The 24634-nt window shown below is 73.8% G+C and carries 20 protein-coding genes; 11 read left to right on the top strand and 9 right to left on the bottom strand.

Going from position 1 to position 24634, the window contains the following annotated elements; translation table 11 throughout:
• Positions 1-60 precede the first annotated feature (60 nt).
• The 8 genes from FB558_RS22145 to FB558_RS22110 all read left to right on the top strand — a co-directional run bounded on the left by FB558_RS22145 (position 61) and on the right by FB558_RS22110 (position 8846).
• Positions 61-852, top strand: coding sequence for an SDR family NAD(P)-dependent oxidoreductase (locus FB558_RS22145; protein ID WP_142056328.1), 792 nt, complete (start codon positions 61-63; stop codon positions 850-852).
• Positions 853-879: 27 nt separating this feature from the next.
• Complete coding sequence (locus FB558_RS22140) at positions 880-1656, top strand: alpha/beta fold hydrolase (protein WP_142056327.1); 777 nt, start codon at positions 880-882, stop codon at positions 1654-1656.
• Positions 1656-2414 carry an SDR family NAD(P)-dependent oxidoreductase gene (locus FB558_RS22135; protein ID WP_246106660.1) on the top strand — a complete coding sequence of 253 codons (759 nt, stop codon included), beginning with the start codon at positions 1656-1658 and terminating at the stop codon, positions 2412-2414. The genes FB558_RS22140 and FB558_RS22135 overlap by 1 nt, the downstream gene beginning before the upstream one ends.
• A 19-nt stretch (positions 2415-2433) precedes the next feature.
• On the top strand, positions 2434-2736 hold the full coding sequence (locus FB558_RS22130; RefSeq protein ID WP_142056325.1) for an EthD family reductase: 303 nt from the start codon (positions 2434-2436) through the stop codon (positions 2734-2736).
• A gap of 10 nt (positions 2737-2746) precedes the next feature.
• Positions 2747-3988 carry an LLM class flavin-dependent oxidoreductase gene (locus FB558_RS22125; RefSeq protein WP_142056324.1) on the top strand — a complete coding sequence of 414 codons (1242 nt, stop codon included), beginning with the start codon at positions 2747-2749 and terminating at the stop codon, positions 3986-3988.
• Positions 3989-4058: 70 nt separating this feature from the next.
• Positions 4059-5993: a helix-turn-helix domain-containing protein gene (locus FB558_RS22120; protein WP_142056323.1), complete on the top strand. Its 1935-nt coding sequence runs from the start codon at positions 4059-4061 to the stop codon at positions 5991-5993.
• Between the two features lie 88 nt (positions 5994-6081).
• A complete protein-coding gene (locus tag FB558_RS22115) occupies positions 6082-6846 on the top strand; it encodes an SDR family NAD(P)-dependent oxidoreductase (protein ID WP_142056322.1) in 765 nt (254 codons plus the stop codon).
• A 32-nt stretch (positions 6847-6878) separates the two neighbouring features.
• Positions 6879-8846: a helix-turn-helix domain-containing protein gene (locus FB558_RS22110; protein WP_142056321.1), complete on the top strand. Its 1968-nt coding sequence runs from the start codon at positions 6879-6881 to the stop codon at positions 8844-8846.
• On the opposite strand, the gene FB558_RS22105 is transcribed toward FB558_RS22110, so the two are convergent.
• Entirely contained in the window at positions 8782-9747 is a 966-nt protein-coding gene (locus FB558_RS22105) for an Lrp/AsnC family transcriptional regulator (RefSeq protein ID WP_142056320.1), read from the bottom strand. The two genes, FB558_RS22110 and FB558_RS22105, sit on opposite strands and share 65 nt — an antisense overlap.
• A 120-nt stretch (positions 9748-9867) precedes the next feature.
• Between FB558_RS22105 and FB558_RS22100 the strand changes: the two genes are divergently transcribed.
• Together FB558_RS22100 and FB558_RS22095 are read left to right on the top strand one after the other, a co-directional pair.
• Complete coding sequence (locus FB558_RS22100) at positions 9868-11094, top strand: metal-dependent hydrolase family protein (protein ID WP_142056319.1); 1227 nt, start codon at positions 9868-9870, stop codon at positions 11092-11094.
• A 21-nt stretch (positions 11095-11115) separates the two neighbouring features.
• The gene (locus FB558_RS22095) at positions 11116-12528 is read left to right on the top strand and encodes a sodium:solute symporter family protein (protein ID WP_211366728.1); all 1413 of its coding nucleotides are present in this window, start codon (positions 11116-11118) and stop codon (positions 12526-12528) included.
• Between the two features lie 273 nt (positions 12529-12801).
• Here FB558_RS22095 and FB558_RS22090 read toward each other — a convergent pair whose 3' ends face one another.
• Genes FB558_RS22090 through FB558_RS22065 form a run of 6 tightly spaced genes read right to left on the bottom strand, consistent with a single transcriptional unit; the run spans position 12802 to position 20708 of the window.
• Entirely contained in the window at positions 12802-14250 is a 1449-nt protein-coding gene (locus FB558_RS22090; protein ID WP_142056318.1) for a mannitol dehydrogenase family protein, read from the bottom strand.
• Positions 14251-14273: 23 nt separating this feature from the next.
• Positions 14274-14996, bottom strand: a complete 723-nt coding sequence (locus tag FB558_RS22085; protein WP_142056317.1) for an amidohydrolase family protein — start codon at positions 14994-14996, stop codon at positions 14274-14276.
• Between the two features lie 34 nt (positions 14997-15030).
• Positions 15031-16011, bottom strand: a complete 981-nt coding sequence (locus tag FB558_RS22080; protein ID WP_142056316.1) for an ABC transporter permease — start codon at positions 16009-16011, stop codon at positions 15031-15033.
• Positions 16011-18533, bottom strand: a complete 2523-nt coding sequence (locus tag FB558_RS22075; RefSeq protein WP_142056315.1) for an ATP-binding cassette domain-containing protein — start codon at positions 18531-18533, stop codon at positions 16011-16013. Before FB558_RS22075 ends, FB558_RS22080 begins: the two co-directional genes overlap by 1 nt.
• 10 nt (positions 18534-18543) lie before the next feature.
• Complete coding sequence (locus tag FB558_RS22070) at positions 18544-19683, bottom strand: sugar ABC transporter substrate-binding protein (RefSeq protein ID WP_142056314.1); 1140 nt, start codon at positions 19681-19683, stop codon at positions 18544-18546.
• Entirely contained in the window at positions 19680-20708 is a 1029-nt protein-coding gene (locus tag FB558_RS22065; RefSeq protein WP_170231460.1) for a sugar-binding transcriptional regulator, read from the bottom strand. The genes FB558_RS22070 and FB558_RS22065 overlap by 4 nt, the downstream gene beginning before the upstream one ends.
• Positions 20709-20848: 140 nt before the next feature.
• On the opposite strand from FB558_RS22065, the gene FB558_RS22060 reads away from it, so the two are divergent.
• Positions 20849-21814 (top strand): ketopantoate reductase family protein, encoded by a 966-nt coding sequence (locus FB558_RS22060; RefSeq protein ID WP_142056312.1) that lies wholly within the window; start codon positions 20849-20851, stop codon positions 21812-21814.
• Between the two features lie 18 nt (positions 21815-21832).
• Here the strand turns inward: FB558_RS22060 and FB558_RS22055 are convergent, their stop codons facing one another.
• Positions 21833-23098 carry an amidohydrolase gene (locus FB558_RS22055; RefSeq protein WP_142056311.1) on the bottom strand — a complete coding sequence of 422 codons (1266 nt, stop codon included), beginning with the start codon at positions 23096-23098 and terminating at the stop codon, positions 21833-21835.
• A 69-nt stretch (positions 23099-23167) separates the two neighbouring features.
• Positions 23168-24616, bottom strand: coding sequence for an MFS transporter (locus FB558_RS22050; RefSeq protein ID WP_142056310.1), 1449 nt, complete (start codon positions 24614-24616; stop codon positions 23168-23170).
• Positions 24617-24634: the final 18 nt, after the last annotated feature.

Genomic DNA, 24634 nt, shown 5'->3' with positions numbered 1-24634 from the left:
CGGCGCCGGGTGCGCCGCACTCCCCCACCTGACTCCCCCACCGATGCGGAAGGACGAGGCATGCGTCTCGACGGCAGGGTCGCCGTGATCACCGGAGGCGGCTCCGGGATCGGCGCGGCGACGGCCAGGGCGTTCACCCGCGAGGGCGCCCGGGTGGTGATCGCCGACATCGACGCCGACGCGGGCACCGCGGTCGCCGACGAGCTGCGCGCCGGCGGCGCCACGATCGACTTCGTGCACGCCGACGCCGCCGAACCGGCGGCGCTGGAGCGGCTGGTCGCGTTCGCCGTCGACACCCACAGCACCCTCGACGTGCTGCACAACAACCACGTCGCGTTCGAGTCCGGCCGGGTGGGCGACCTGACCCTCGACGGGTTCCGGCGCTCGCTGGACGTCGGGCTCACCTCGTACTGGTACGCGACCAAGCTCGCGCTCGTGCCGATGCTCGCCCAGGGGCGCGGCTCGATCGTCAACACCGCGTCGGTGTCCGGGCTCGCGGGCGACTTCGGGCTCGGCGCCTACAACGTGCTCAAGGCGGGCGTGGTGAACCTGTCGCGGGTGACCGGCATCGAGTACGCCCGCAAGGGCGTGCGCTGCAACGCCGTGTGCCCCGGCCCGATCGGCACCCCGCCCATCGACCGACTGCACGAGGCGGCACCGCAGATCTGGTCCGACATCCGCGACGCGATCCCGATGGGCCGCTACGGGCGGGCCGAGGAGATCGCGAACGTGGTGCTGTTCCTCGCCTCCGACGAGTCCGCGTTCGTCACCGGCACGCACGTCGTGGCCGACGGCGGGCTGTGGGCGCACTCCGGGATGCCGCCGATCGGCGGCCTCGGTCCCGACTTCTGACCCGAACCCGCTACTGGAGGGCATGGCATGACGACCCTGGAGATCCCGAACGTCGGCCGGTTCGACGTCGACGTGTGGGAGGACGGCAGCGGCGGTACCCCGCTGGTCTACCTGCACGGCTACGAGCGCCATCCCGGCGGCGCCGAGTTCCTGACTCGGCTGGCCGAGAACCGGCGCGTCCTCGCGCCGGAGCTGCCCGGCTACGGCCGCTCGACCGGCTTCGAGCACTTCACCGACGTCCTGGACGTCGCGCTGTTCCTGCGCGAGCTCGTCGGGTCGTGGGGCCTGGAGCAGGTCGACGTGGTCGGGCACTCCCTCGGCGGCATGTTCGCCGCCGAGCTCGCCGCGATCAGCCCGCACCTGGTCCGCAAGCTCGTGCTCGTCGACGCGTTCGGGCTGTGGCGCGACGAGGAGCCCGCGCCCGACCCGTTCGGCGCCGCCGACGAGGTGAAGCGCGCGAAGTGGCACGGCGAGGCGCCGAAGACCGAGCCGACCAACTTCCGGCCCGACCCGGACGACCCGCACGCGGCGATCCTGTTCGCCGCCCGCAACCTCGGCTCCGCCACGAAGTTCATGTGGCCGATCGCCGACCGCGGGCTGCGGCGGCGGCTGCCGCTGATCGCCGCGCCGACGCTGGTCGTGCACGGCGCCTCGGACGGGCTGCTGCCGCTGTCCTACGCCGAGGAGCTCGCGCGGCTCGTCCCGGACGCCCAGCTCGCCGCGATCGAGGGCGCGGGCCACTACCCGATGGTCGAGCAGGTCGACGAGTTCGTGACCGTCGTCGACAAGTTCCTGGAGGCGTGATGGGCCGCGTACAGGGCAAGATCGCGCTGGTCACCGGCGGCGCGGCGGGCATCGGCCGGGAGACCGCGGCGACGCTCGCCCGCGAGGGCGCGCGGGTCGTGATCGGCGACATCAACATCGAGGGGGCGGAGAAGGCGGCTGCCGAGATCGGGGACGCCGCCTCGGCCGTCCGGTTCGACGCCACCGACCAGCAGTCGATCGAGGACCTGGTCGCCGCCGTGCTGGAGCGGCACGGGCGCATCGACGTGATCCACAACAACGCGGCGCTCGTCGGCCCGGACGCGTGGTTCACCGACGGAGGCGTCATCGACACGTCGGTGGAGATGTGGGACCGGGCGTTCGCGACGAACGTCCGCAGCATCTTCCTGATGTGCAAGTCCGCGCTGCCGCACATGGTCGCGGCCGGCGGCGGGTCGATCGTCAACATGGCCTCGATCGGCGGCATGCGCGGCAGCATGGCCCTCACCGCCTACGGCAGCACGAAGGCCGCCGTGATCGGGCTGACCCGCTACGTCGCCGCCCAGCACGGCAAGGAGGGCGTGCGCTGCAACGCGATCGCGCCCGGCGTCATCCGCACCCAGCAGCTGCTCGACGCCGTGCCCGACCTGCCGCAGCAGGCGCTGGCCGGGGTCGCGTCGCCGCGGGTCGGCGAACCCTCCGACATCGCGAACATGGTGCTGTTCCTCGCCTCGGACGAGTCGGCCTTCGTCAACGGCGAGGTCTACCGCGTCGACGGCGGCGGGATGGCCACGAGCTGACCTTCCAGGGAGGAAGACCATGATCAAGCTGACCGTCCTCTACGACGTCCCCGCTGACGTCGACACGTTCGACGCGCACTACTTCGGCACCCACGTCCCGCTCGCGGAGAAGGTGCCGGGGATCGAGCGCGTCGAGGTGACGCGCTTCGGCCCGGGCCCCGACGGGTCGCCCGCGCCCTACCACCTGATGGCGGAGCTGTACTTCGCCGACGCCGCCGCCATGCAGGCCGCACTCGGCTCCCCGGAGGGCAAGGCCCTCGGTGCGGACGTCGCCAACTTCGCCGACACCCGGTCGACCCACCTCGTCGGCACCGTCGCTTGAGAGGACAACCGTGAAGTTCCACTGGTTCGCCCAGCAGTACTACACGAAGCTGCCGCACGACTTCGGCGACACCGTGCACAGCTCGTGGGTGACGCCACCGGCGTCGGTCGCCGACCCGCGCCAGGTCGGCGAGGACTACCACATGTACCTGCGCCTGATGCAGCAGGCGGACGGCCTCGGCTGGGACTCGCTGCTGCTCAACGAGCACCACCAGACCTCGCTGGCGATGACGCCCTCGCCGAACCTGATCGCCTCGATCCTCGCCGCCACCACCGAGAACGCCGCGATCGCGCTGTGCGGCAACTCCCTGGCGCTGTACAACCCGCCGATCCGGGTGGCCGAGGAGATGGCGATGATCGACGCCCTCTCCGGGGGCCGGCTGATCGCGGGCATCGTGTTCGGCACGCCGATGGACACCGCGTTCTCCTACGGGGTGCCGCCGATCGAGCTGCGCGAGCGGTTCCACGAGGCCCGCGAGCTGATCCTCAAGGCCTGGACGGCCGACGAGCCGTTCGCGTTCAACGGCAAGTACACGAAGCTGCGCTACGTCAACCCGTGGCCGCGGCCGGTGCAGGACGAGATCCCCATCTGGATCCCGGGCAGCGGCAGCCCGGAGACCTGGGACGTCGTGAACGCCCTGGATTACTGCTACGGCTACCTGTCGTTCTCGGGCAAGCAGAGCGCGGCGCCGATCGTCGGCGGGTTCTGGGACTACACCGAGAGCCAGGGCGCCAGCATGAACCCGAACCGCATGGCGTTCACCCAGATCATCTGCTGCGCCGACACCGAGGCCGAGGCGGAGCGGCAGTACGCCGACGCGGTGAAGTACTTCTACCGGCAGAACCCCACCGCCCTGGAGTTCGCCACCCCGCCCGGCTACAACTCGCTGCCCTCGATCAAGGCCAACCTCACGCGGGCGAAGACCCAGTCCGCGGAGGAGCGCCAGAAGGCCCAGCGCGGCGAGCTGTCGTTCTGGGAGTACGACGAGCTGGGCTACATCATCGCCGGCACGCCGGAGCGGGTGGAGCAGCGCGTCCGGGCGCTGGCCACCGAGCTGCGGATCGGGCAGCTGATCACGTGCATGCACGTCGGGAACCTGCCCGAGGAGGTCGCGGCGGAGAACAACCGGCTCGTGGGGACGTCCGTGATCCCGAAGCTGCGCGACGTGTGGGCCGACGAGGAGGACCGCTGGACGCCGAAGGTCAGCCAGGAACGGGTGGCCGCGAAGTTCGGCGCGGGCGCCGCGGTCTGACCCGGCCCCTCCGAGCCGCGCACGGCGGTCGCGACACGGGTTAGCGTGCACGGCGGCGGGAGGTGTCGCGATGACGCGCGGTGCGGGCGGAACGGCCGACGAGACGATCGCCCGGCTGCTGCGGCTGCTGGCCACCGAGGCGCCCGGTGAGGCGTTCGACCGGCTCGCGGCCCAGGTGGAAGCGGGCGCGCCCGGCCCGGGCCGCGACGAGCTCCTCGTGGCGATCGGCCGGGCCGCCCGCATCCGGGGGCTGCTCGCCCACCGCAAGCGGCGCGAGAAGGAGACCCACGCGCTGATCGAGACGGCGCGCGACCTCGCGTCGCTGCGCGACATCGACGCCGTCCTCGACGCGATCGTGCACCGCGCCCGCCAGCTGCTGGGCACCGACGCCACCTACCTCGCGCTGCGCGACACCGAACGCGGCGACGTCTACATGAGGATCACGCTCGGCACGGTCACGCGGGCGATCGAGTCGGTGCGCCAGCCGCTCGGCAGCGGTGTCGGTGGCCGCATCATCGCGACCGGGGAGCCGTTCGCGACCTCGGACTACCTGCGCGACCCGCGCCTGCAGCGCGACGCCGCGGTCACCGACGCCGTCGTCGAGGACGGGATCGTCAGCATGGCCGGGGTGCCGCTGCGCGTCGGCGAGGACGTCATCGGAGCGTTGTTCGTCGCCAACCGCTACGAGCGCTCCTTCGACCCGTCGGAGATCGAGCTGCTGTCCTCCCTCGCCGACCACGCGGCGATCGTGATCGAGAACGCGCGCCTGTTCGAGGCCGCCGACACCTCCGCGCAGCGGCTGCGCGACGCCAACGCCGAACTGTCCCGGCAGGGCCGTGCGCTGGAGCGCGCGGGCGCGGCGCACGAGCAGCTGATGCCGATGGCCCTGCGCGGGGCCGACCTCACCGAGCTCGTCGAGCGCGTCGCGGCGATGCTGGACGGCACCGTGATCGCGGCCGACGTCGACGGCGAGGTCCTCGCGGCGGCGGGCCCGGCGGTGCCGCCCGACCCGCTGCCCGCACCGCGCCCGGACGCCGTCGGCGCCGCGCCCGATCCCGCGGCGGACGGGACGTGGACGGTGCCGGTGCAGGCGGGCGACGACGCGTTCGGCCACCTCGTGCTCGTCACCCCCGGACCGCTGCCCGACGCCGACGTGCGGACGTTCGAGCGCGCCGCGCAGACCGCCGCTCTGCTCCTGTTGATGGAGCGGCAGGTGTCGGCGGCCGAGCAGAACGTGCGCGGCGAGCTCATCGACGACCTGCTCGCCGAGCGGGAGCCGGACTGGACCGCGTTCACGCGGCGCGCGCGCCGCTCGGGGGCGCTGGACTTCCGGGTCCCGCACACGGTCGTCGTGCTGACGGCCCCGGAGGTTCCCCGCCGCCACCTGCTCGGCCGGGCCGCGGCGCACGCCGCCCGCTCCGGCGGGCCGGCCACCGAGCACGCCGGGCGCGTGGTCGTGCTCCTCCCCCGCGCCGGTCCCGACGCGGCCCACGCGATGGTCCGAGAGCTCGGCCGTGCCATCGGCGGCGCCGTGACGGCGGGCGTCGCCGGGCCCGCGCCGTCCGCGCCGGAGATCCGGGCCTGCCACCGCGAGGCCGAGCGCTGCCTGCAGCTGCTGCTCGCGCTCGGCCGGGAGGGGCAGAGCGCGACCCTGCCCGACCTCGGCGTGCTCGGGCTGGTGCTCGACGGCAGCTCGCCGCCCCAGGTGCGGGCCCTGCTCGCCGAGAGCGTCACGCCGCTGCGGCGCTACGACGAGCAGCACAACACGCTCCTGCTCGAGACGCTCGACGCCTATTTCACGGCCGGGCAGAACCCGCGCGCCGCGGCCCGCGCCCTGCAGGTGCATCCGAACACCGTCTACCAGCGCCTGGACCGCATCGACCGGGTACTGGGGCACCGCCGCTGGCGCGAGCCGGAGGGCGCGCTCGACGTCCGGCTGGCCCTGCAGCTGCGCAGGGTGCTCGAGCACATCCCCCTCCAGCAGCTCACCACCCGGGACGGCTAACGCCGAGTCCCCGGACTCCCCACGGTGGTTGACCACCCGGCATCCTCGTCCCTAGTCTCGGCTAATCGTCATTCGCCAAGGAGGGCCGGTGCCGGGACTGCTGGAGCGCTTCTCGCTCGACGGACGGGTCGCCATCGTGACGGGGGCGTCGTCGGGCCTCGGCGTCGCCTTCGCGCAGGGCCTCGCGGAGGCCGGCGCCGACGTCGTGCTGGCCGCGCGGCGCGCGGACCGCCTCGAGGGCACCCGCAAGCTCGTGGAGGACGCCGGGCGGCGGGCGCTCGTCGTCCCCACCGACGTGAGCAGGCAGCCGGAGTGCCAAGCGCTCGTCGACGCCGCGATGGCCGCGTTCGGCCGGGTCGACGTGCTGGTGAACAACGCGGGCATCGGCACGGCCGTCCCCGCCACCCGCGAGACGGTCGCCCAGTTCGCGCAGGTCGTCGAGCTCAACCTCAACGGGTGCTACTGGATGGCGCAGGCCTGCGGCCGGGTCATGGGCCCGGGCAGCAGCATCGTCAACATCTCCAGCGTCCTCGGCCTCACGACGGCGGGGCTGCCGCAGGCGGCCTACTCGGCGAGCAAGGCCGGGCTGATCGGGCTCACCCGCGACCTCGCCCAGCAGTGGAGCGGACGGCGCGGCATCCGGGTGAACGCGCTCGCTCCCGGCTTCTTCGCCTCCGAGATGACCGACCAGTACAAGCCGGGCTACCTGGACCGGCAGCTGCAGCGGGTGCCGATCGGACGCGTGGGCGATCCCGCGGAGCTCGCGGCCGCCGTGGTGTTCCTGGCGAGCGACGCGGGCGGCTACGTCACCGGCCAGACGCTGGCCGTCGACGGCGGTTTCACCATCACCTGACCCCGGTCACCCCACGCCACCGGAGGCCGACGATGTCCCTCACCGCCGAGGCGCCGACCCGCTCCGCCGCGAGCGCGCACCTGCTGTCGCGCGTCCTGCAGCTCCTGGCCGACGAAGCCCCCACCGCCGAGCTGGACGCCCTCCTCGCCTGCGCCCGGCACGACCCGTCGGCCTCGGCACTGGCGCCTGCCCTGGCCGACGCCCGACGCATCCGCGCCCTGCTCGACCACCGGGACCGACGGGAGCGGGAGGCGCACGCGCTGTACGGCACCGCGCGCGACCTCACCTCGCTGCAGAGCAGCGACGCGGTGCTCACGGCGCTCGTGGACCGCTCGCGGCGGCTGCTCGCCTGCGACTCGAGCTACATCGCACTGGTCGACGGCGAGTCGGGCGACGCCGTCATGCGCGTGACCGCGGGGACGCGCACCGAGGGTATCCGCCACATCCGCCAGCGCGCGGGCTTCGGCGTCGGCGGCCACGTGATCGGGACCGGGCAGCCCCTGGCCACGGCGAACTACCGGACGGACCCGCGGGTGCGCCGGGACCCGCGGGTGGAGGAGGCCGTCGCGCGGGACGGCATCGTCAGCATCGCGGGCGTCCCGATCAAGCGCGGGACGACGGTCGTCGGCGCGCTCTTCGCGGCCAACCGCCGCGAGCGCACCTTCGAGCAGGCCGAGATCTCGATGCTGACCTCGCTCGCGGGCCACGCCGCGATCGTGATCGAGAACGCGCGGCTGTTCGAGCAGGTGCAGGCGTCCTCGGCGCAGCTCCGCGAGGCGAACGCCCGCCTGCGCGCCCAACGCGCGGCGCTCGAGCGCGCGAGCACCGCGCACGAGCAGCTCATGCCGATGGCGCTCACCCGCGTCGGCCTGCCCGAGTTCACCCGGACGCTGGCCCGGATCCTGGGCGGCACCGTGGCGCTCGTCGGGAGCACGGGCGCCGTCCTCGCCGGTGCGCGCGTGGGCACCGGCCTCCGCCCGGAGGACCTGCCGACGGCGCACCCCGAGCAGGTGCGGGCGGCCGAGGTGCGGGCCGGTGCGGAGATCTTCGGCCAGCTCCTGTTCGCGAGGGCCGGCACCGGGCCGGACCCGGACACCGACGCCCGCACCCTCGAGCGGGCCGCGCAGACCGCCGCGCTCCTGATGCTCATGGAGCGCCGGACCTCGATGATCGGCCACGAGCTGCGGGCCGAGCTGGTTGAGGACCTGCTGGCCGAGCGGCCACCCGACCCGGCGACGCTCCGGCGCCGGGCCGACCGCCTCGGCGTGCACGTGCTGGACCGGCCGCACACCGTCGTCGTGCTCGCCGCTCCCGGCCTGCCGAGGCGGGCGCTCCTCGCCGCGGCGACCGCGCACGCCGCCCGCGCGGGGGGTATCACAGGCGAGCACGCGGGCCACCCCGTCCTCCTGCTGCCCGGCTCCGCCCCCGGCACGGCCGCCCGGACGGCCGCCACGCAGCTGTCCGCCGCGACCGGACGCACGGTGACCGCGGGCGGCGCCGGTCCCGCCGGTTCCCCCGCCGAGACCCGGCACCAGCACCGGGCGGCCGGCCGGTGCCAGCGCCTGCTCGTCGCGCTGGGCCGCGCCGGGGAGGGCGCCGACATCGCCGAGCTGGGCGTGCTCGGCCGCGTGCTCGAGGACGCCACCCCCGAGCACGTGCACCGCCTGCGCGAACGCGCGCTCGGACCGCTCCTGCGGTACGACCGCGACCACGAGGCGCAGCTCGTCGAGACCGCGGACCGCTACTTCGCGCACAGCCAGAACGCGCAGGCGACCGCCGAGGAACTCGGCGTGCACGTGAACACCGTCTACCAGCGCCTGGAGCGGATCGACCACGTGCTGGGCGACGCGGGATGGCGCGCCCCGCACGGCGTCCTCGACATGCAGCTGGCGCTGCAGCTGCACCGCTCGATGGGCGCGCCCGCGGACGGGAGCGTCACCCGCGCGGCGTCCAGTACCGCATCAGGACACGGAGCACGATCGAGATCTCGAACCGCGTGACGCCGGGGTGGCGGCCGAGGTCGCGGGCGAGGAAGTCGGCCAGGTCGTCCTCGTGGCGGAACAGACCGTGGTGGATGACCGACGACGTTCCGGCGACCGTGGTCACATAGCGCGCGGAGGGGTGCGCGCTCAGCGCGGTGGCGATCTCCTGCATGGATCCGGCCGAGGTGGACAGGGAGATGACGGCCTCCAGCGGGTGACCGAGCAGCGCCGGCTCGATCTCGACCCGCGGCTGGACGAGCCCGCGCTCCAGCAGCGACTGGGTCAGCCGGTACGCCGTGGACGCGCTCATCGCGACCTCCCGGGCGATCTCGGCGGCGCTGGCCCTGCCGTCGCGCTGGAGCACGCGGGCGATCCCGGCCTCGTCCTCGGTGAGCCGTCCGGGACCGGTCGGCGGTGCGCCGTGGCGGTGCGCGGCGAGCTCCCGCTCCCGGTCGCCGCCCAGCCGGTCCAGCCGCCAGTTCGAGCCGGACTGGTACCGGTGCAGGCCGAGCTCGGAGTGGGTATGGACGACGCCGGGGATCGACGGGAGCGTGGCGGTCAGCAGCGCGGCCGCGGCGGTGCGCCGGGCGGGGTGGAGGATGCAGTAGACGTCCGCCCGGCCGGTCGTCGTCGCGACGAACTGCGCCTCGTCGAGCTCGGCGACGGCGGCGGCCACCGCGTCGGTACGCCCCGGCTCCGTCGAGATCCAGACGTGGTGCGGGGTCGCGTCGCCCGCCACCCACCACGGCACCTGGCCGACCACGCGCATCCCGTGCTGCTCGCGCAACCGGGCCATCCGGCGGCTGATGGTCCCCGTCGAGACGTCGAGGACGTCGGCCAGGATGCGCACGCCCGCGCGCGGCGCGATCTGCAGGGCCGCAACCAGGTCGAGGTCGCCGCCCTCGAGCGTCTCCGTCACCTGTGCGTTTCTAGCACGAGCCGCGCTTGTGAACGATCCAGCGCACAAACAGCTCGTTGTTGACAGATACAAGTCGCCCCCTTCTACTGGGTGACCACATCGTCGCTCGGAGGGACGCCGTTGACCGCGCCGCTGCTCGTCCGCAACGCCCACGTGCTCGACGTCGAGGCCGGCGAGCACCGGCCGGCCGACCTGCTCTGCCTCGACGGGCACGTCGCCCAGGTCGGCGACCGGCTCGACGTTCCGCCGGATGCCCGCGTGCTGGACGTCCGCGGCGCCCACGTGCTGCCCGGGCTGATCGACTGCCACGTGCACGTGATCGCCGTCAGCGGCAACCTCACCGCGGTCGCCGGACTGCCGCCCAGCTACGTCACGGCCGGCGCGATCCGGAACATGGGCGCGATGCTGGACCGCGGGTTCACCACGGTCCGCGACACGGGTGGAGCGGACTACGGCCTCGCGCGGGCGCAGGCACAGGGTCTGGTCCGCGGCCCGCGGCTGATCTACGGCGGCAAGTCGCTGAGCCAGACCGGCGGGCACGGCGACAAACGGCCGGTCGAGGTCAACGTCATCGACAACCACCCGTGCTGCGCCGGAACCGGGCGCGTCGCCGACGGCGTCGACGAGGTGCGCCGCGCCGCCCGTGAGGAGCTGCGCCGGGGCGCCCACCACCTCAAGGTGCACGCCTCCGGCGGGGTCTCGTCGCTCGGCGACCGGATCAGCTCCACCCAGTACTCGATGGAGGAGCTGCGCGCCGTGGTCGAGGAGGCCGAGGCCGCGGAGCGCTACGTCACCGTCCACGCCTACCCGGCGCGGGCGATCAACCGCGCCCTCGAGGCGGGAGTGCGCTGCGTGGAGCACGGCAACCTGCTCGACGAGCGCACCCTCGAGCTCCTCGTGGAGAAGGACGCATTCCTCGTCCCGACTCTCGTCACCTATGTCGCACTGAAGGGCGAGGGCCGGGAGCACGGGCTGCCCCGGGCGAGCTGGGAGAAGATCGACGAGGTCCTGGACGGCGGGCTCGGCGCGCTGGAGCGCGCGGCGCGGGCCGGGGTGCGGATCGCCTACGGCACCGACCTCCTCGGCGGGATGCAGCACCGGGAGAACGAGGAGTTCCGCATCCGGGCGGAGGTCCAGCAACCCATCGACATCATCCGATCGGCCACCACGACGGCCGCCCGGCTCGTGGGCATGGCCGGTGAGATCGGCACCCTCGCACCCGGCGCCCACGCCGATCTCGTCGTCCTCGCCGGCGACCCCCTGGAGGACATCGAGATGCTCGCCGACCCCGCGAACGTGCGCACGGTCGTCCAGGCGGGCCACATCGTCGCGCACCGCGGCGACTGACGCGAACGGGCGGCTACGGGCGTGGACAACAACACCGTGATCCTGGGTGCGATCTGCACCTACGTCGTCGTGATGATCGCCGTGGGGGTCTGGGCGGCACGCAAGGTCAAGAACAACCACGACTTCATGCTCGCCGGGCAACGGCTGGGACGCCTGGTGCTCACCGGCACGCTCCTGGCCACCTGGACCGGCGCGGGCACGATCATCGGCAGGGCCAGCTTCTCCTACACCTACGGCCCGCTGGCCAGCATCTTCTACAGCCTCGGGGCGCCGGTCGGCATCCTCGTCATGTACCTGTTCCTGGCCCGGCGCGTGCGCCAGTGGGGCAAGTACACGGTGCCCGAGATCATGGAGAGCCGCTACGGGCCGTCGGTGCGCCTGGTCACCGCGTTCGCGATCCTGCTGGCCTACACCGGGATCATGGCCGAGCAGGTGCGCGGGCTCGGCTACATCCTGCACCTGACGACCGGTTTCTCGGAGGAGGTCGCGAAGCTCGCCGGGCTCGCCGTGATCGTGTTCCTCGCGTTCAGCGGCGGTCTGATCTCCGTGGCCTACACCGACGCGATCAGCGCGTTGCTGATCACGGTGGCGCTCGTCGGTGGTTTCGTCTTCGTGCTCGTGGGCGTCGGCGGGTTCGGCGGCCTCGCCGCGAGCCTGCCCGCCGACCACATGACCTGGAGCGGCGGGCTCAGCCCGATCCAGATGATCGGTTTCGTGCTGCCCACGCTGCTGCTGATCCTCGGCGACCAGAACATGTACCAGCGATTCAGCGCCGCGCAGACCCCGGAGATCGCGAAGAAGTCGACCCTCGGCTTCCTCGCGGGCGACGTGGTCTTCTACGGCGCCGTCATCGTGCTCGCCTCCGGCGCCGCGGTGCTGCTTCCCGGCATCGCGCCGGACACGGCCATCCTGCGCCTGGCCACCGACACCCTCCCCGTGGCCTTCGGGGCGTTGCTGCTGATGGCCGGCACCGCGTTCATCATCACCACCGGCAACTCCTACCTGCTCTCGGCGGCGGGCAACCTGGTGCACGACATCCACCGCTCGCTCACCCGCCGCGAGCACAGCGCACCGCGCGAGCTGTTGCTCACCCGCGTCGCCATCGTCGGGCTGGGCCTGCTCGCCTATGCCATCGGCGAGTTCTTCCCGAGCGTGCTGGAGATCCAGGTCTTCTCCTACACGATGTACGGCGCGGTCGTGACGCCGTCGCTGCTCGCCGTGTTCCTGTGGAAGCGCGCGACCTCCGCGGGCGCCATCGCCTCGATCGTCACCGGGATCATCGCGACCGTCGGCTGGGAGTTCGTCCTGGACAAGCCGCTCGGCTGGAACAGCGTGCTGGTCTCCCTGCCGTTGGCACTCCTGGCCCTCGTCGGCGTCAGCCTCGCCACGACGGCGCGGACCGACCCGACAGCGGCGACTCCCGACACCAGGTGACTTCGGACTGCGGATCACGGTGTCTGTGTCGAGGCCGTCCGCGGCCCGGTCGCGGACCCGTTTCGGCCTGTGCGCGACGAGCGAGACGTGAGCGGGGTTGCGCTCGTGATCGAACCCCGCTGATGTCTCGCTCGTGGCGGAGTCCTGCGGTGGACGCGCCGTTCCCGGCTGGCGGTACCGGCCGGCCGCCCTTGGTCTGGCCTGGCGTGCGATCGCACCCGAACTGGTTCGGCGAGCGCTTCGACCCCGAACCCATCCTCGACGCTACCGCCGTCAGGCGGACAGGCGGGTGAGCAGCGCGGCCGTCCCCTCCTCCTGCAGGACGTGCAGGGCACGCAGGTACGGCTGGGTGAACGCGGGCTGCTCGGCCAGGTCGCCGAACACGTCGGCGGCGCCGAGGAAGGCCAGCGGCTCGGTGCGCTCGCGGGCGGCGAGCGGGGCCAGCCGTTCGTGCAGGGCATCGTTGATCGGCAGCGGCCGCCCGGCCTCGTCGGCGCCCTCGGAGTACCGCGCCCACGTGGCGACGAGCGCGGCGCCGAAGTCGACCGGGCGGCCCGCGGCCAGGTTGTCGCGGACGGCCGGGAGCACGAACTTCGGGATCCGGTCGGACGCGTCCGTGGCGAGCCTCGCGAGCGTGTCGGCGACCGCCGGGTTGGCGAACCGCTCGAACAGCTCCGCGACGTAGGCGTCCAGGTCGATGCCGGGCACGGCGGGCAGCGTCGGGCGGGCCTCCGCCATGTACCCGGAGAGGAACGCGACGATGAGCGGGTCGGTGGCCGCCTCGTGCGCGAAGGTGTGCCCGGTCAGCAGCCCCGGGTAGGCCAGGCCCTGGTGGCTCGCGTTGAGCAGCCGCAGTTTCATCAGCTCGTAGGGCACGACGTCGTCGACGACCTGGACGCCGACCTCCTCGAAGGCCGGGCGGCCCGCCGGGAAGCGGTCCTCCAGCACCCACTGCACGAACGGCTCCGCCACCACCGGCCAGTCGTCGGCGATGCCGTACCCGTCGCGCACCAGCCTGCGGTCCTCGTCGGTGGTGACGGGGGTGATCCGGTCGACCATCGAGTTGGGGAAGGCGACCTCGGCGGCGATCCACGCGGCCAGTTCCGGGTCGACCAGCTCCGCGTAGGCGGTGACCACCCGGCGGGTCACCTCGCCGTTGCCGGGCAGGTTGTCGCAGCTCATCACCGTGAACGGGGGCGTGCCGGCGGCGCGGCGCCGGGCCAGGCCCTCGGTGATCAGGCCGAACACCGTCGCGGGCTCGTGCGGGGTGCCCAGGTCGCGCTGGATGGCCGGGTCGCTCGCGTCGAACTCGCCGGTGGTGCGGTCGATGAAGTAGCCGCCCTCGGTGACGGTCAGCGACACGATGCGCGTCGTCGGCGCCGCCAGCACCGCCACGACCGCCTCCGGGTCGTCCGGGGCGAACAGGTAGTCGTGGACGGAGCCGATCTCCCGCGGCTCGGTGCTGCCGTCCCCGTGCTTGAGCACCAGCGTGTACACGTAGTCCTGGGCGGCGAGCACGTCGCGCATGCGCGCGTCGCCGGGCAGCACCCCGACCCCGCAGATGCCCCACTCCAGTGCCTCGCCGCGGCTCATCAACCGGTCGACGAACATCGCCTGGTGGGCCCGGTGGAAGTTGCCGAGGCCGAAGTGGACGATGCCGGTGGTGATCCGGGACCGGTCGTAGGTCGGCCTGACGACGTCCGGGCTCGTGGTGTGCGCCATGTTCTCCTCCTCTGCGTCCGAGGTCAGTCGAGCCCGAGCAGGCGGGCGAGGTTGCCGCCGCAGACCATCTGCCGGGCGTCCTCCGAACCCGCGGCCCTGGCCATCTTCTCGAACTCGAAGGTGTAGTCGACGAACGGCGAGTCGGTGCCCCAGATCACCTTCTCCGGCCCGATCTCCTTGACCGACGTGGCCACCTCGAACACGGGCACGCGCGCGGTCTCCAGGTACAGGTTGGGGGTCTCGCCGGCGATCTCGACCGCCTGGTCGTGGGACCAGAAAGTACCGCTGTGCGCCATCAGGAACGGCACCTCGGGGTAGGCCCGGCAGACGCGCGCGAACTCCGGCGGCGCGTTGTAGAGGTCGGACGCGCCGTGGCAGATGACGACCAGGCCGCGCTCGCGGACGGCGTCGAGCACCGGCCCGACCAGCCCCAGGTCCGAGAGGTGGTAGCCGTGGATGGTGGGGTGCAGCTTCAGGCCGCGGTAGCCCTTGTCGGCGCGGCGGTGGATCTCGGCGACGGCCTCGTCGCGCTGCCACGGGTTGACCGCGAGGAACGGGACGATCCGGTCCGGGTCCGCTGCCCGCGCGGCGTCGACGTCGTCGTTGCTGAACACGCCCTCCACGAAGGGGAACGCGCAGGCCAGATCGACACCGGCCGTGTCGATGCGGTCCAGCAGCTCGGCACCGGTCTGGCTGGCGCCGTGGCGCACGCCGACGTGGTTGTGGGCATCGAGGGTGAGCGGCATGTCAGGTCCTTCCGGTGGTGATCTGCGCGGAGGGTCAGCGGGTCCCGCGGCGGCGCAGGACGCCGAGCGCGAGCGCGAGCAGGATGAGCGCGCCGTTGAGGCCGTATCGCCACGGCGCGCCGAGGCCCAGCAGCACCAGCCCGTTGGCGAGCAGGGTGACGAACACCGCGCCCAGCACGGTCCACAGCACGCTGATGCGCCCACGGGGAGAGGCCGTGGCACCGAGGTAGACGGCGGTGAACGCGTCGAGCAGGAACGGCTGCGCCGAGCCGGGCACGGCGAGCCCCGTGCGCGCGGTGAGCATGAGCCCGCCGACCCCGGCCAGCAGACCGCAGAGCACGAACCCGGACGCGAACGTCGCCCGCACCGGGGTCCCGGCCAGCTCCGCGGCGCGTGCGCCGGCGTCCACGAGCTCGATGCGGCGGCCCCACGTGGTGCGGGTGGTCGCGAACCAGGCCACGACGACCACGACGGCGCCGGCGAGCAGCAGCAGGCGGAACGGCCCCCACGAGTCGCTGCCGAACACCAGCACCGGCTTCACGAGGTCGATGGGCGCCGTGAAGAGCTGCTGCGGCGTGCCGTTGTCGGACACGACGAGCGCGACGGCGGTGAGCACCAGGTTGAGCCCGAGCGTCGCGACGATGGCGGGAACCCCGAGGTACCCGGCGAGGACGCCGTTGACGACGCCGACCGCGACCCCGACGCCGATGGCGATCAGCACCGCCGCCGGGGTGCCGTGCCCCTCGAGCAGGGCGCGGGCGGCCAGGTAACCGGCGAGGTCGGCGGTGGCCGCGATCGACAGGTCGAGGCCCTTCATCGACATGAGCACGCTCAGGCCGACCGCGAGGACGACCAGGACGGTGGCGTCCACCGCGACCGCCGCGAGGTTGCGCGGGTCGACGAACAGCGGCCGGGCGACCGCGACGGCCACCACCACCACGATCATCCCGAGGACCGTCGAGTACGACCGCAGCGAGTCCAGGCGGGGCGGCCGGGACAGCGTCATGGCACTCATCAGAAGATCACCACCTGTCCGAGGGCGCGGCGCCGGGCGACCGCGACGAGCACTGCCAGCAGCAGGACCACGCCCTGCACCCCGCCGAGCCACTCGTCGGAGAGCCCGTTGGCGATGAGCCCGGCGCCGGTCGCCGTGACGAAGAGGGAACCGACGGCCGCGGTGGCCGGGTCGAAGAGGAACGTGCGGGTGAGCGCCGAGCCCAGGAACGCGGCCGCCAGCGCGGAGACCAGCAGCTCCAGCGAGGCGTCGCGGGCGGTCGCGCCGCTGGCGTAGGAGGCCAGCAGCACGCCGGCGAGGCCGCTGAGGGCGCCGGAGAGCACCAGCGCGTGGACGGTGGCCCACCCGGTGCGCACCCCGCGCAGCCGCGTCGTGCGCTCGTCGTCGCCGACGGCGCGCAGCCGCAGGCCCGTCGGGGTGAGCCGCCAGACGAGCGCCACGACGGCGATGACGACGACTGCCGTGATCGCGATCGCGGGCACCGGCCCGACGAACCCCTGGCCCAGCAGCAGGAACGAGGGCGTCTGGGCGGTGACCGCCAGGCCGCCGTTCACGCCGAGCGTGATGCCCACCAGGAGGAAGAGCATCCCCAGCGTCGCGACGAAGGACGGCACCCGCAGCAGCACCGCCACTCCCCCGTTGACCGCGCCGATCACCGCCCCCGCGACGACCCCCGCGGCGAGCACCAGCGGCGTGGGGACGCCCGCGACCACGAGGGTGGCCGAGGCGGTCGCGGTGAGCAGGGCGACCGCGCCGACGGAGAGGTCGAACGCACCGGCGCCGAGGGCCACGGCGAGCGCCGCGGCCAGCAGCATCGGCGTGCCCGCCTGCCGCAGCACGTCCCAGAAGCCCGACGAGAGCAGGAAGCCGGGCGACCCGGCGACGAGCGCCGCGACGACCGCGAGCATCGCGACGCCGACACCGGCCTGCCGCAGCCAGGCCGGCCGGTGCGGGGCCGGCGCCGGGGCGCTCGCCACCGCGGCCGGCACCTCGCTCTCCTCCGCGCCGGCAGCGCGCGCGGTCAGCCCCTCCTCGTCCACCTCGCCGCGGCCCAGCTCCTCGGCGACGACGCCGTCGCGCACGACCAGGATCCGGTCGCACAGGCCGATGAGCTCCTCGAAGTCCGAGGACACCACGAGTACCGCGGCACCGCCGGCGGCGAGCTCGCCCAGGTGGCGGTAGATCTCGGCCTTGGCCGCGACGTCGACGCCCGCGGTGGGCTCGTCGACCAGGTACAGCCGCCCGCCGCGCGCGAGCCAGCGCCCGACCACGACCTTCTGCTGGTTGCCCCCGGACAGGGTCGCGACGTCCGGGGCCGCCGACCGCGGGACGATGCCGAGGCGCTCGACGAGGTCCTCCGCGGTGCGCCGCTCCCGGCGCCGCGAGAGCACGCCGCCGCGGGCGTGGGCGGACAGGCTCGACGCGGTGAGGTTGCTGCGGACCGACAGCCCCGGGAACAGGGCCTCGGTCCGCCGCTCCTCGGGCACGAGCGCGATGCCGCGACGGACGGCCGCGAGCGGGCTGGACGGGGCCGACGCGGCACCGGCGAGCCGCACGTCGCCGGTGGCGCGCCGGTCCCCGAACAGGGCCAGCAGCGTCTCGCTGGCACCGGACCCCACGAGCCCGGCGAGCCCGACGATCTCGCCTGCCCGCACCGACAGGTCCATGTCGCGCACCAGCTCGCCGGAGCGCAGGTGCCGCACCTCGAGCAGAGCGTCCCCCGGGGTGTGGGGCACGTCGGGGAACAGCGCCTCGAGGTCGCGCCCGACCATCGCCGCGATGATGTCCTGGGTCGACAGGCCCGCCGCGGGCGCGACGCTCGTGCGGGTGCCGTCGCGCAGGACCGTGACGCGGTCGGCGAGCGCGGTGATCTCGTGCAGCCGGTGGGAGATGTAGAGGACGGCGACGCCGTCCGCGCGGGCGGCGCGGATGAGGTCGAACACCGAGGCGGACTCGGCGGCGCCCAGCGCCGCGGTGGGTTCGTCGAGGACGAGGACCCGCGGTTGCGCGGCCAGCGCGGCGGCGATCGACACCTGCACGCGCTGTGTGGGCGTGAGGTCGCCGACGACGTCGTCGGGCGCGCAGTCCGCACCGACCCGTTCCAGCACCTCCCGCGCCCGCCGGTGCATCCCGGCGCGGTCGAGCAGGACACCGCTGCGGACGCGCTCGCGGCCGAGGAACATGTTCTCCGCAACCGTCAGCCGGGGGGCGAGCGGCTGGTCCTGGTAGACGATCTCGAGGCCGAGGCCGCGGGCGTCCTCGGGGCCGGCGACGTCGACGCGACGGCCGCCGACCTCGATGTGCCCTTCGGCCAGCGGGTTGACGCCCATCAGCGCCTTGACGAGCGTGGACTTGCCTGCGCCGTTCTGCCCGACGAGGGCGTGCACCTCACCGGCGCGCAGTTCGAGGTCGACGCCGTGCAGGACCGTCGTCGTCCCGAACCGGACGACGGCGCCGCGCACGGCGGCCGAGATCGGGGCGTCACCGGTGCCGGCCGGGACGGGGTCGAGGAGCTCGGTCATGTCCTCCCCCTCAGCCGCGCGGGGAGACGGGCTGCATGACCACCACGTCCTGGGTCTGGGGCCACTGGCCGGTGATCTCGGCCTTGTCGAGCTTCGTCTGCTCCCAGATGCCCGGGCCGTAGCGCCGCTCGGCGGCGGCGATCCCGTTGTGGCGGGTGGCCACCCACGCGGTCGTGAAGATGTTGGGCGCCACCTCCTTGCCGTCCCGGGCGTCGAGCGCGGCCTGGGCCGCGAGCTGCCCGATGAGCTGGGCGTTCTGCACGACGGTGGCCACGAACGGGCTGTTGGGGGCGTAGAGCATCGGGAAGGTGGCCCGGTCGCCGTCGATCGAGGCGACCGCGATCTCCGGCCGGTTCGCCTGCTGGATCGCCTGCACCGCGCCCGAGGTCATCTGGTCGAAGGCGCCCCACACCCCGGCGATCGACCCCGGGTCGGGGTTCGAGGTGAGGATCGCCTGCATCTGCGACTGCACCCGCGCGGGGCTGAAGTCCGACGGCTGCAGGTGCAGGGTCACGCCCGGGTAGTCCTCGACCATGGCCTGCAGCACCCGCAGCCGGGTCTCGAGCAGCGGTGCGCCCGGCACCCAGAACGCGTAGAGGTCACCGCGGTAGTCCATCGCGTCCAGCAGCGAGCGGCTCATCATCTCCGCCATCAACGACTCGTCGCCGCCGACGTCGGTGACGGCACCGGGCACGGTGGAACCGACGCCCGCGGTGACGACGACGACGCCCTTGCTGCGCGCCTGCGCCACCACCGGGCCGAGCTGCGCGGGGTCGCCGAGCTCGATGAGCAGGACGTTCACCCCGGAGTTCACCAGCGTCTGGATGTTGTTGATGTGCCGGGTGGCGTCACCGCCGGCGTTCGTGGTGGTCACGGTCGCGCCTGCGGCCCGGAAGGCCTCCTCGGCGCCGGTGACGATGTCACGGTTGTAGTCGTTGACGATCTCCCGCGCGGCGATGCCGACGGTCAGCGGGCCCTGCAGGTACGGCGTCTGCTCTGCACCGCCTGCCGGCGTCGTCCCGGACGCCGGGCCGTCCGTCGCGTCGGTCACCGGCCCGTTGAAGGAACAGGCGGAGGCGAGGGCGACGGCCAGGAATCCGGCGAGGAGCATGAGGATCCGGCGAGCGCCCCTGATCGCAGGTCGGTTCACGGTGTGGTCCTTCCGGGGTGCGGGGAGGGGGGTTCGGGCCGGCGTCCCGGCGCGGCGTCGAGGAGCGCCTGCGCGGTCGGGGTGTCGGTGACGACGGCGTTCGCGAGGCCACCCGACAGCGCGGCTCGCAACGCCTGGACGCGTTCGGGACCCGCGGCGGCGGCCACCCGCAGCGGGCGCGTGCGGATCTCGTCGAGGTCGACCGAGAGCGTCCGATCGGCGAGCTCGCCCCCGATCGGACGGCCGGAGGCGTCGAAGAACCGGCCGACGGCGTCGCCGACGGCGCCCTGCTCCTGCAGCCGGCGCAGGCTCGCCTCGTCGAGGTAGCCGTTGGCGAAGAGCGGGGTCGTGGGGGTCACGTGCCCGACCCCGAACATGCAGATGTCGGCGCGGGCCGCGGTCTCGAACGCGGTGCTGATGCCCCGGTCGGCGCGCAAGCTGGCGACGGTGGCGGCGTTGTCGACGTAGAGCGGGGCGGCGACGAGGATCTCGTGGGCGCCCAGCGCGTCGGCCACGGCGGAGACGGTGCGCATCGGGTTCACCCGCGTCGGGTCGCTCGGTGCCGCGCCGGCGAGCTGCACGACGGTGACGTCGAGGACCTCCTCCGCGCTGCGGCGCAACGTCCGCAGCACCTCCGCGGTGCGCGCGATCCACTCGTTGGGGTTGGAGCTCCAGCCCAGCCCGATGACGTTGCCGGGCTCGAGCCGGCGGGCGAGGATGTCCGCGCACCCCTGCCCGAGGTCGACGTTGCCGGCGCCGTCGGTGTCCGCCGGATCGACGACGACGACCTCCTCGAGGCCGTAGGCGGACTCGAGCGCCAGCTCGGTCTCCACCTGGCGGGTGATCCCCGAGACGATCTCGATCCGCACGATGCCGGCCGCGCGCGCCTGAGCGACGAGGCGCCCGGCGGTGGCCCGGCTGACCCCGAGGTGGCGCGCGATCTCCAGCTGGGTCTTGCCCTCCGCGTAGTACATGACCGCGGCGCGGACCAGCAGGCGCTGTTTGTCGACGTTCGGCAGGGGCACGCTCTCACTCTTCCTTGAGCATATGCTCATTGCTTGCGCATATGTTCGTCACACTATGCCCCGCTCGTCGACGAGGTCAAACAGGTCGAGGCACTGGTCCGGGGCGATCGCCGGTTGGAGTGCCCTGAGAAGCTGGGCCGATGAGGTACGTGGTGATCGGAGCAGGCGCCATCGGCGGCACCATCGGAGGCCGGCTGGCCGAGGCGGGACGGGACGTGGTGCTCGTGGCGCGGGGAGCGCACCTGGCCGCCCTGCGGGAGTCCGGCCTCACCCTCGACGAGCCGGGACGCTCGCGCACGCTGCGGCTGCCCGCGGCCGCCGGTGTGGACGAGATCGAGTGGCAGGACGGCGACGTCGCCCTGCTCTGCACGAAGACCCAGGACACCGTGCCGCTGCTCGACGCGCTGCGGGCGCTCGCGCCCGACGTGCCGGTCGTGTGCGCCCAGAACGGTGTGGCCAACGAGCGGTTCGCCGCGGAGCGGTTCTCGTCGGTGCAGGCGATGTGCGTGGTGCTGCCCGCCGAACACCTCAGGCCCGGCCGCGTCGTCGCCTACTCGACGCCGGTGCCGGGCATCCTCGACCTCGGCCGCTACCCGGACGGGGTCGACACGATCACCGAAGGCATCGCCGCCGACCTCACCGCCGCCGGCTTCAGCTCACGCCCGGACCCCGCGATCATGCGCGCGAAGTACCGCAAGCTGCTGCTCAACCTCGCCAACGCCGCCGAGGCGGCGTGCGGACCCGACGACCCGGGCCTGCGCGACCTCGCCGGCGCCGCCCGCGACGAGGGCGAGAAGTGCCTCGCGGCCGCGGGGATCGACGTGCAGTCCCGCGAGGAGGAGCGCGCCCGCCGCGACGCGCTCATCACGGAGCGCCCGGTGGACGGTGCCGCGCGCCAGGGCGGCTCGACGTGGCAGAGCCTGCGCCGCGGCGCCGGGTCGGTGGAGGCGGAGTTCCTCAACGGCGAGATCGTCGCGCTCGGCCGCGCGCACGAGGTGCCCACACCGGTCAACGCGCTGCTCCTGGACACCGTGGCGGAGATGGCCGCGGGCACGGAGGCACCCGGCGGCCGGGACGCGCAGCAACTGCTCGCCGCCGTGCGGTAAGGCCGGCAGAGCCGCTCCTCAGGCGCGGGGCGCCAGCCAGGCCGCCGCGGCCGTCAGCAGCGCCGCGGTGGCCCGGTGCAGCGTCGGGCCGGTTCCGGTGGGCACGAACTCGGGCGAGTGGTTGCCGGGGGCGTGCCCGGCCGCGACGGCGAGGTACGCCTGCGCGGGCCCGTCCGGGTAGAGGGCCGGGTCGAAGCCGCCGAAGTTCCAGAACACCGACGGCACGCCTGCCGCGTCGGCGAAGCAGCCGAAGTCCTCGCTGCCCGGCTTGCGCGCCGCCTCGTGCACCTGCGCGGCGCCGAACTCCTCGGCAAACGCCGCGCGGACCCGGTCCGCGGCACCGGGGTCGTTGACCAGCAGCGGGAAGTCGTTGATCGGCGCGATCTCCGGCTCCCGCGGGGCGCCAGCCGCGGCGGCCTCCGCCGCGACGATCCGCCGCACCGCGCCCAGCACCCGCTCGCGCACCCCCGCGTCGAACGTGCGGATGTTGAGCTTCAGCTCGGCCGTGGCCGGGATGACGTTCTCCTTGTTGCCGGCGTGGATCGCCCCGACGCTCACCACGGCGACGTCGGTGGGGGCGACCTCACGGGCCACGATCGTCTGCAGCCGCAGGACGATCGCGGCGGCGATGACGATCGGATCCACGGTGTTCTGCGGCGACGAGCCGTGCCCGCCGCGGCCGAACACGGTGACCCGGAGGCTGTCGGCGGCCGCCATGAACACCCCGGGCCGCACGTAGAGGTGCCCGCTCGGCGCCGAGCTGATGTGCTGGCCCAACGCCACGTCGAACGGCGGGAAGCGCTCCAGGAACCCGTCGTCGAGCATCGCGCGCGCCCCCGCGCCGATCTCCTCGGCGGGCTGGAAGACCGCGAGCACCGTGCCGGACCAGGCGTCGCGCTGCGCCGCGAGCTGCTCGACCGCCCCGACGAGCGCGGTGACGTGCGTGTCGTGCCCGCAGGCGTGCATCACCGGCACGGTCGCGCCGTCGGGGTCGGTGGCCGTGACCCGGCTGCGGTAGGGCACCTTCTCGATCTCCCGCACCGGCAGCGCGTCCATGTCGGCGCGCAGCAGCACCGTGGGGCCCGTGCCGTTGCGCAGCACGCCGACGACCCCCGTCCGGCCCACACCGGTGGTGACCTCGCACCCCGCCGCGGCGATCCGGGCGGCCACGACGCCTGCCGTGCGCTCCTCCTGGAACGACAGCTCCGGGTGCTCGTGCAGGTCGCGGTAGAGCTCCTCCAGGGCGGCGGTGCGCTCCTGCAGCCCCACGGTCAGGGTGTTCATCCCGGTCCTCGTCCTCCTGGTCACGGTGATCGGTGCCGTCCCAGGATGGTCCCCGAGGCGCGGCGGGGGTCAGCCGGTGCCCGCGCGGTCCGGCGCCCGCCGTCGTCCGGTCGCCGCCGGGGCGCCCGGACGCCCGGGCAGGAACGACGCGACGGCTCCGGCCCCGAGCGCCGCCGCGGCACCGAGCACCATGACCAGCCGGAACCCCTCTTCGGAGGGCACCGCGAGCCCGCCGACGTCGACGGTCAGCTGCGCGAGGACCACCCCGGCCACGGCGCTGGCCATCGAGGTGCCGATGGCGCGCATGAGGTTGTTCAAGCTGTTCGCCGCCGCCGTGTGGGAGACGGGCACGGCCGCCATCACCAACGCCGGCATCGCCCCGTACGCCAGCCCGATCCCGGCGCTGATCATCGCGGAGACCAGCACGATCTCCCAGATCTCCGACATGAGCACGGTCCCGGCCCCGTAGCCGAGCGCGACGACCACCGCGCCTGCGATCAGCGTCACCTTCGGCCCCCGCGCCCACGACAGGCGCGCCGAGACCGGCGCCATGGCCATCATGACCAGCCCGCTCGGCCCCATGACCAGGCCGGCGCCCAGGACCGACAGCCCCAGCCCGTAGCCGGTGGCCGCCGGGCTCTGCAGCAGCTGGGGCAGCACGAGCGACATCGCGAACATCGAGAACCCGAACACGGCCGAGGCGGTGTTGGTCAGCAGCACCTGGCGCCGGGCGCTGATCCGCAGGTCGACCAGCGGGGCCGCGGTGCGCAGCTCCCAGGCACCCCACAGCAGCAGCGCGAGCGCGGCCGCGGCGAACAGCCCGAGCGTCGGTGCGCTCGCCCAGCCCCAGTCGCCACCGCGGGAGATCGCCAGCAGCAGGCAGACGAGACCCACCGACAACCCGATCGCCCCGACGAGGTCGAAACGCCCTCCGGCGCGCACCGCAGGCTCCGGCACCACGACCAGGACGAGGACGGCCGCCACCACGCCCAGTGCCGCCATGCACCAGAACAGCGCGTGCCAGTCGGCGTGCTGGGCGACCAGCGAGGCGGCGGGCAGGCCGAGAGCGCCCCCGACACCCAGTGACGCGCTCATCACCGCCGTCGCCGAACCGAGGCGCTCGGCAGGCAGGGCGTCGCGCATCACGCTGATCCCCAACGGGACGACGGCCGCCGCGGCCCCCTGCACGGCGCGCCCGACCACCAGCGGCACCAGGGAGTCCGACAGCGCGCCGATGCACGAGCCGACCACCAGCAGCCCGAGGCTGACCAGGAGCATGCGGCGCTTGCCGATCATGTCGGCGAGCCGTCCGACGACCGGGGTGGCCACGGCCGCGGCGAGCAGTGACGCCGTGACCGCCCACGCGGTGTCGGACGGCGTGGCCGACAGCAGCTGCGGCAGCTGTGGGATCAGCGGGATGACCAGGGTCTGCACGAGCGAGACCGTGATGCCGGCGAAGGCGAGCACGGCGACGAGCACCCCCGCCCGCGGCCGGTCCGGCGTCGCGGACGGACTCACAGGACCTCCAGGCGGGAC

The organism is Pseudonocardia kunmingensis, from assembly GCF_006716445.1.
Lineage (GTDB): Bacteria > Actinomycetota > Actinomycetes > Mycobacteriales > Pseudonocardiaceae > Pseudonocardia > Pseudonocardia kunmingensis.
Note: the sequence above shows the minus strand (reverse complement) of the source record. Positions and strands in the feature narration are given on the sequence as shown.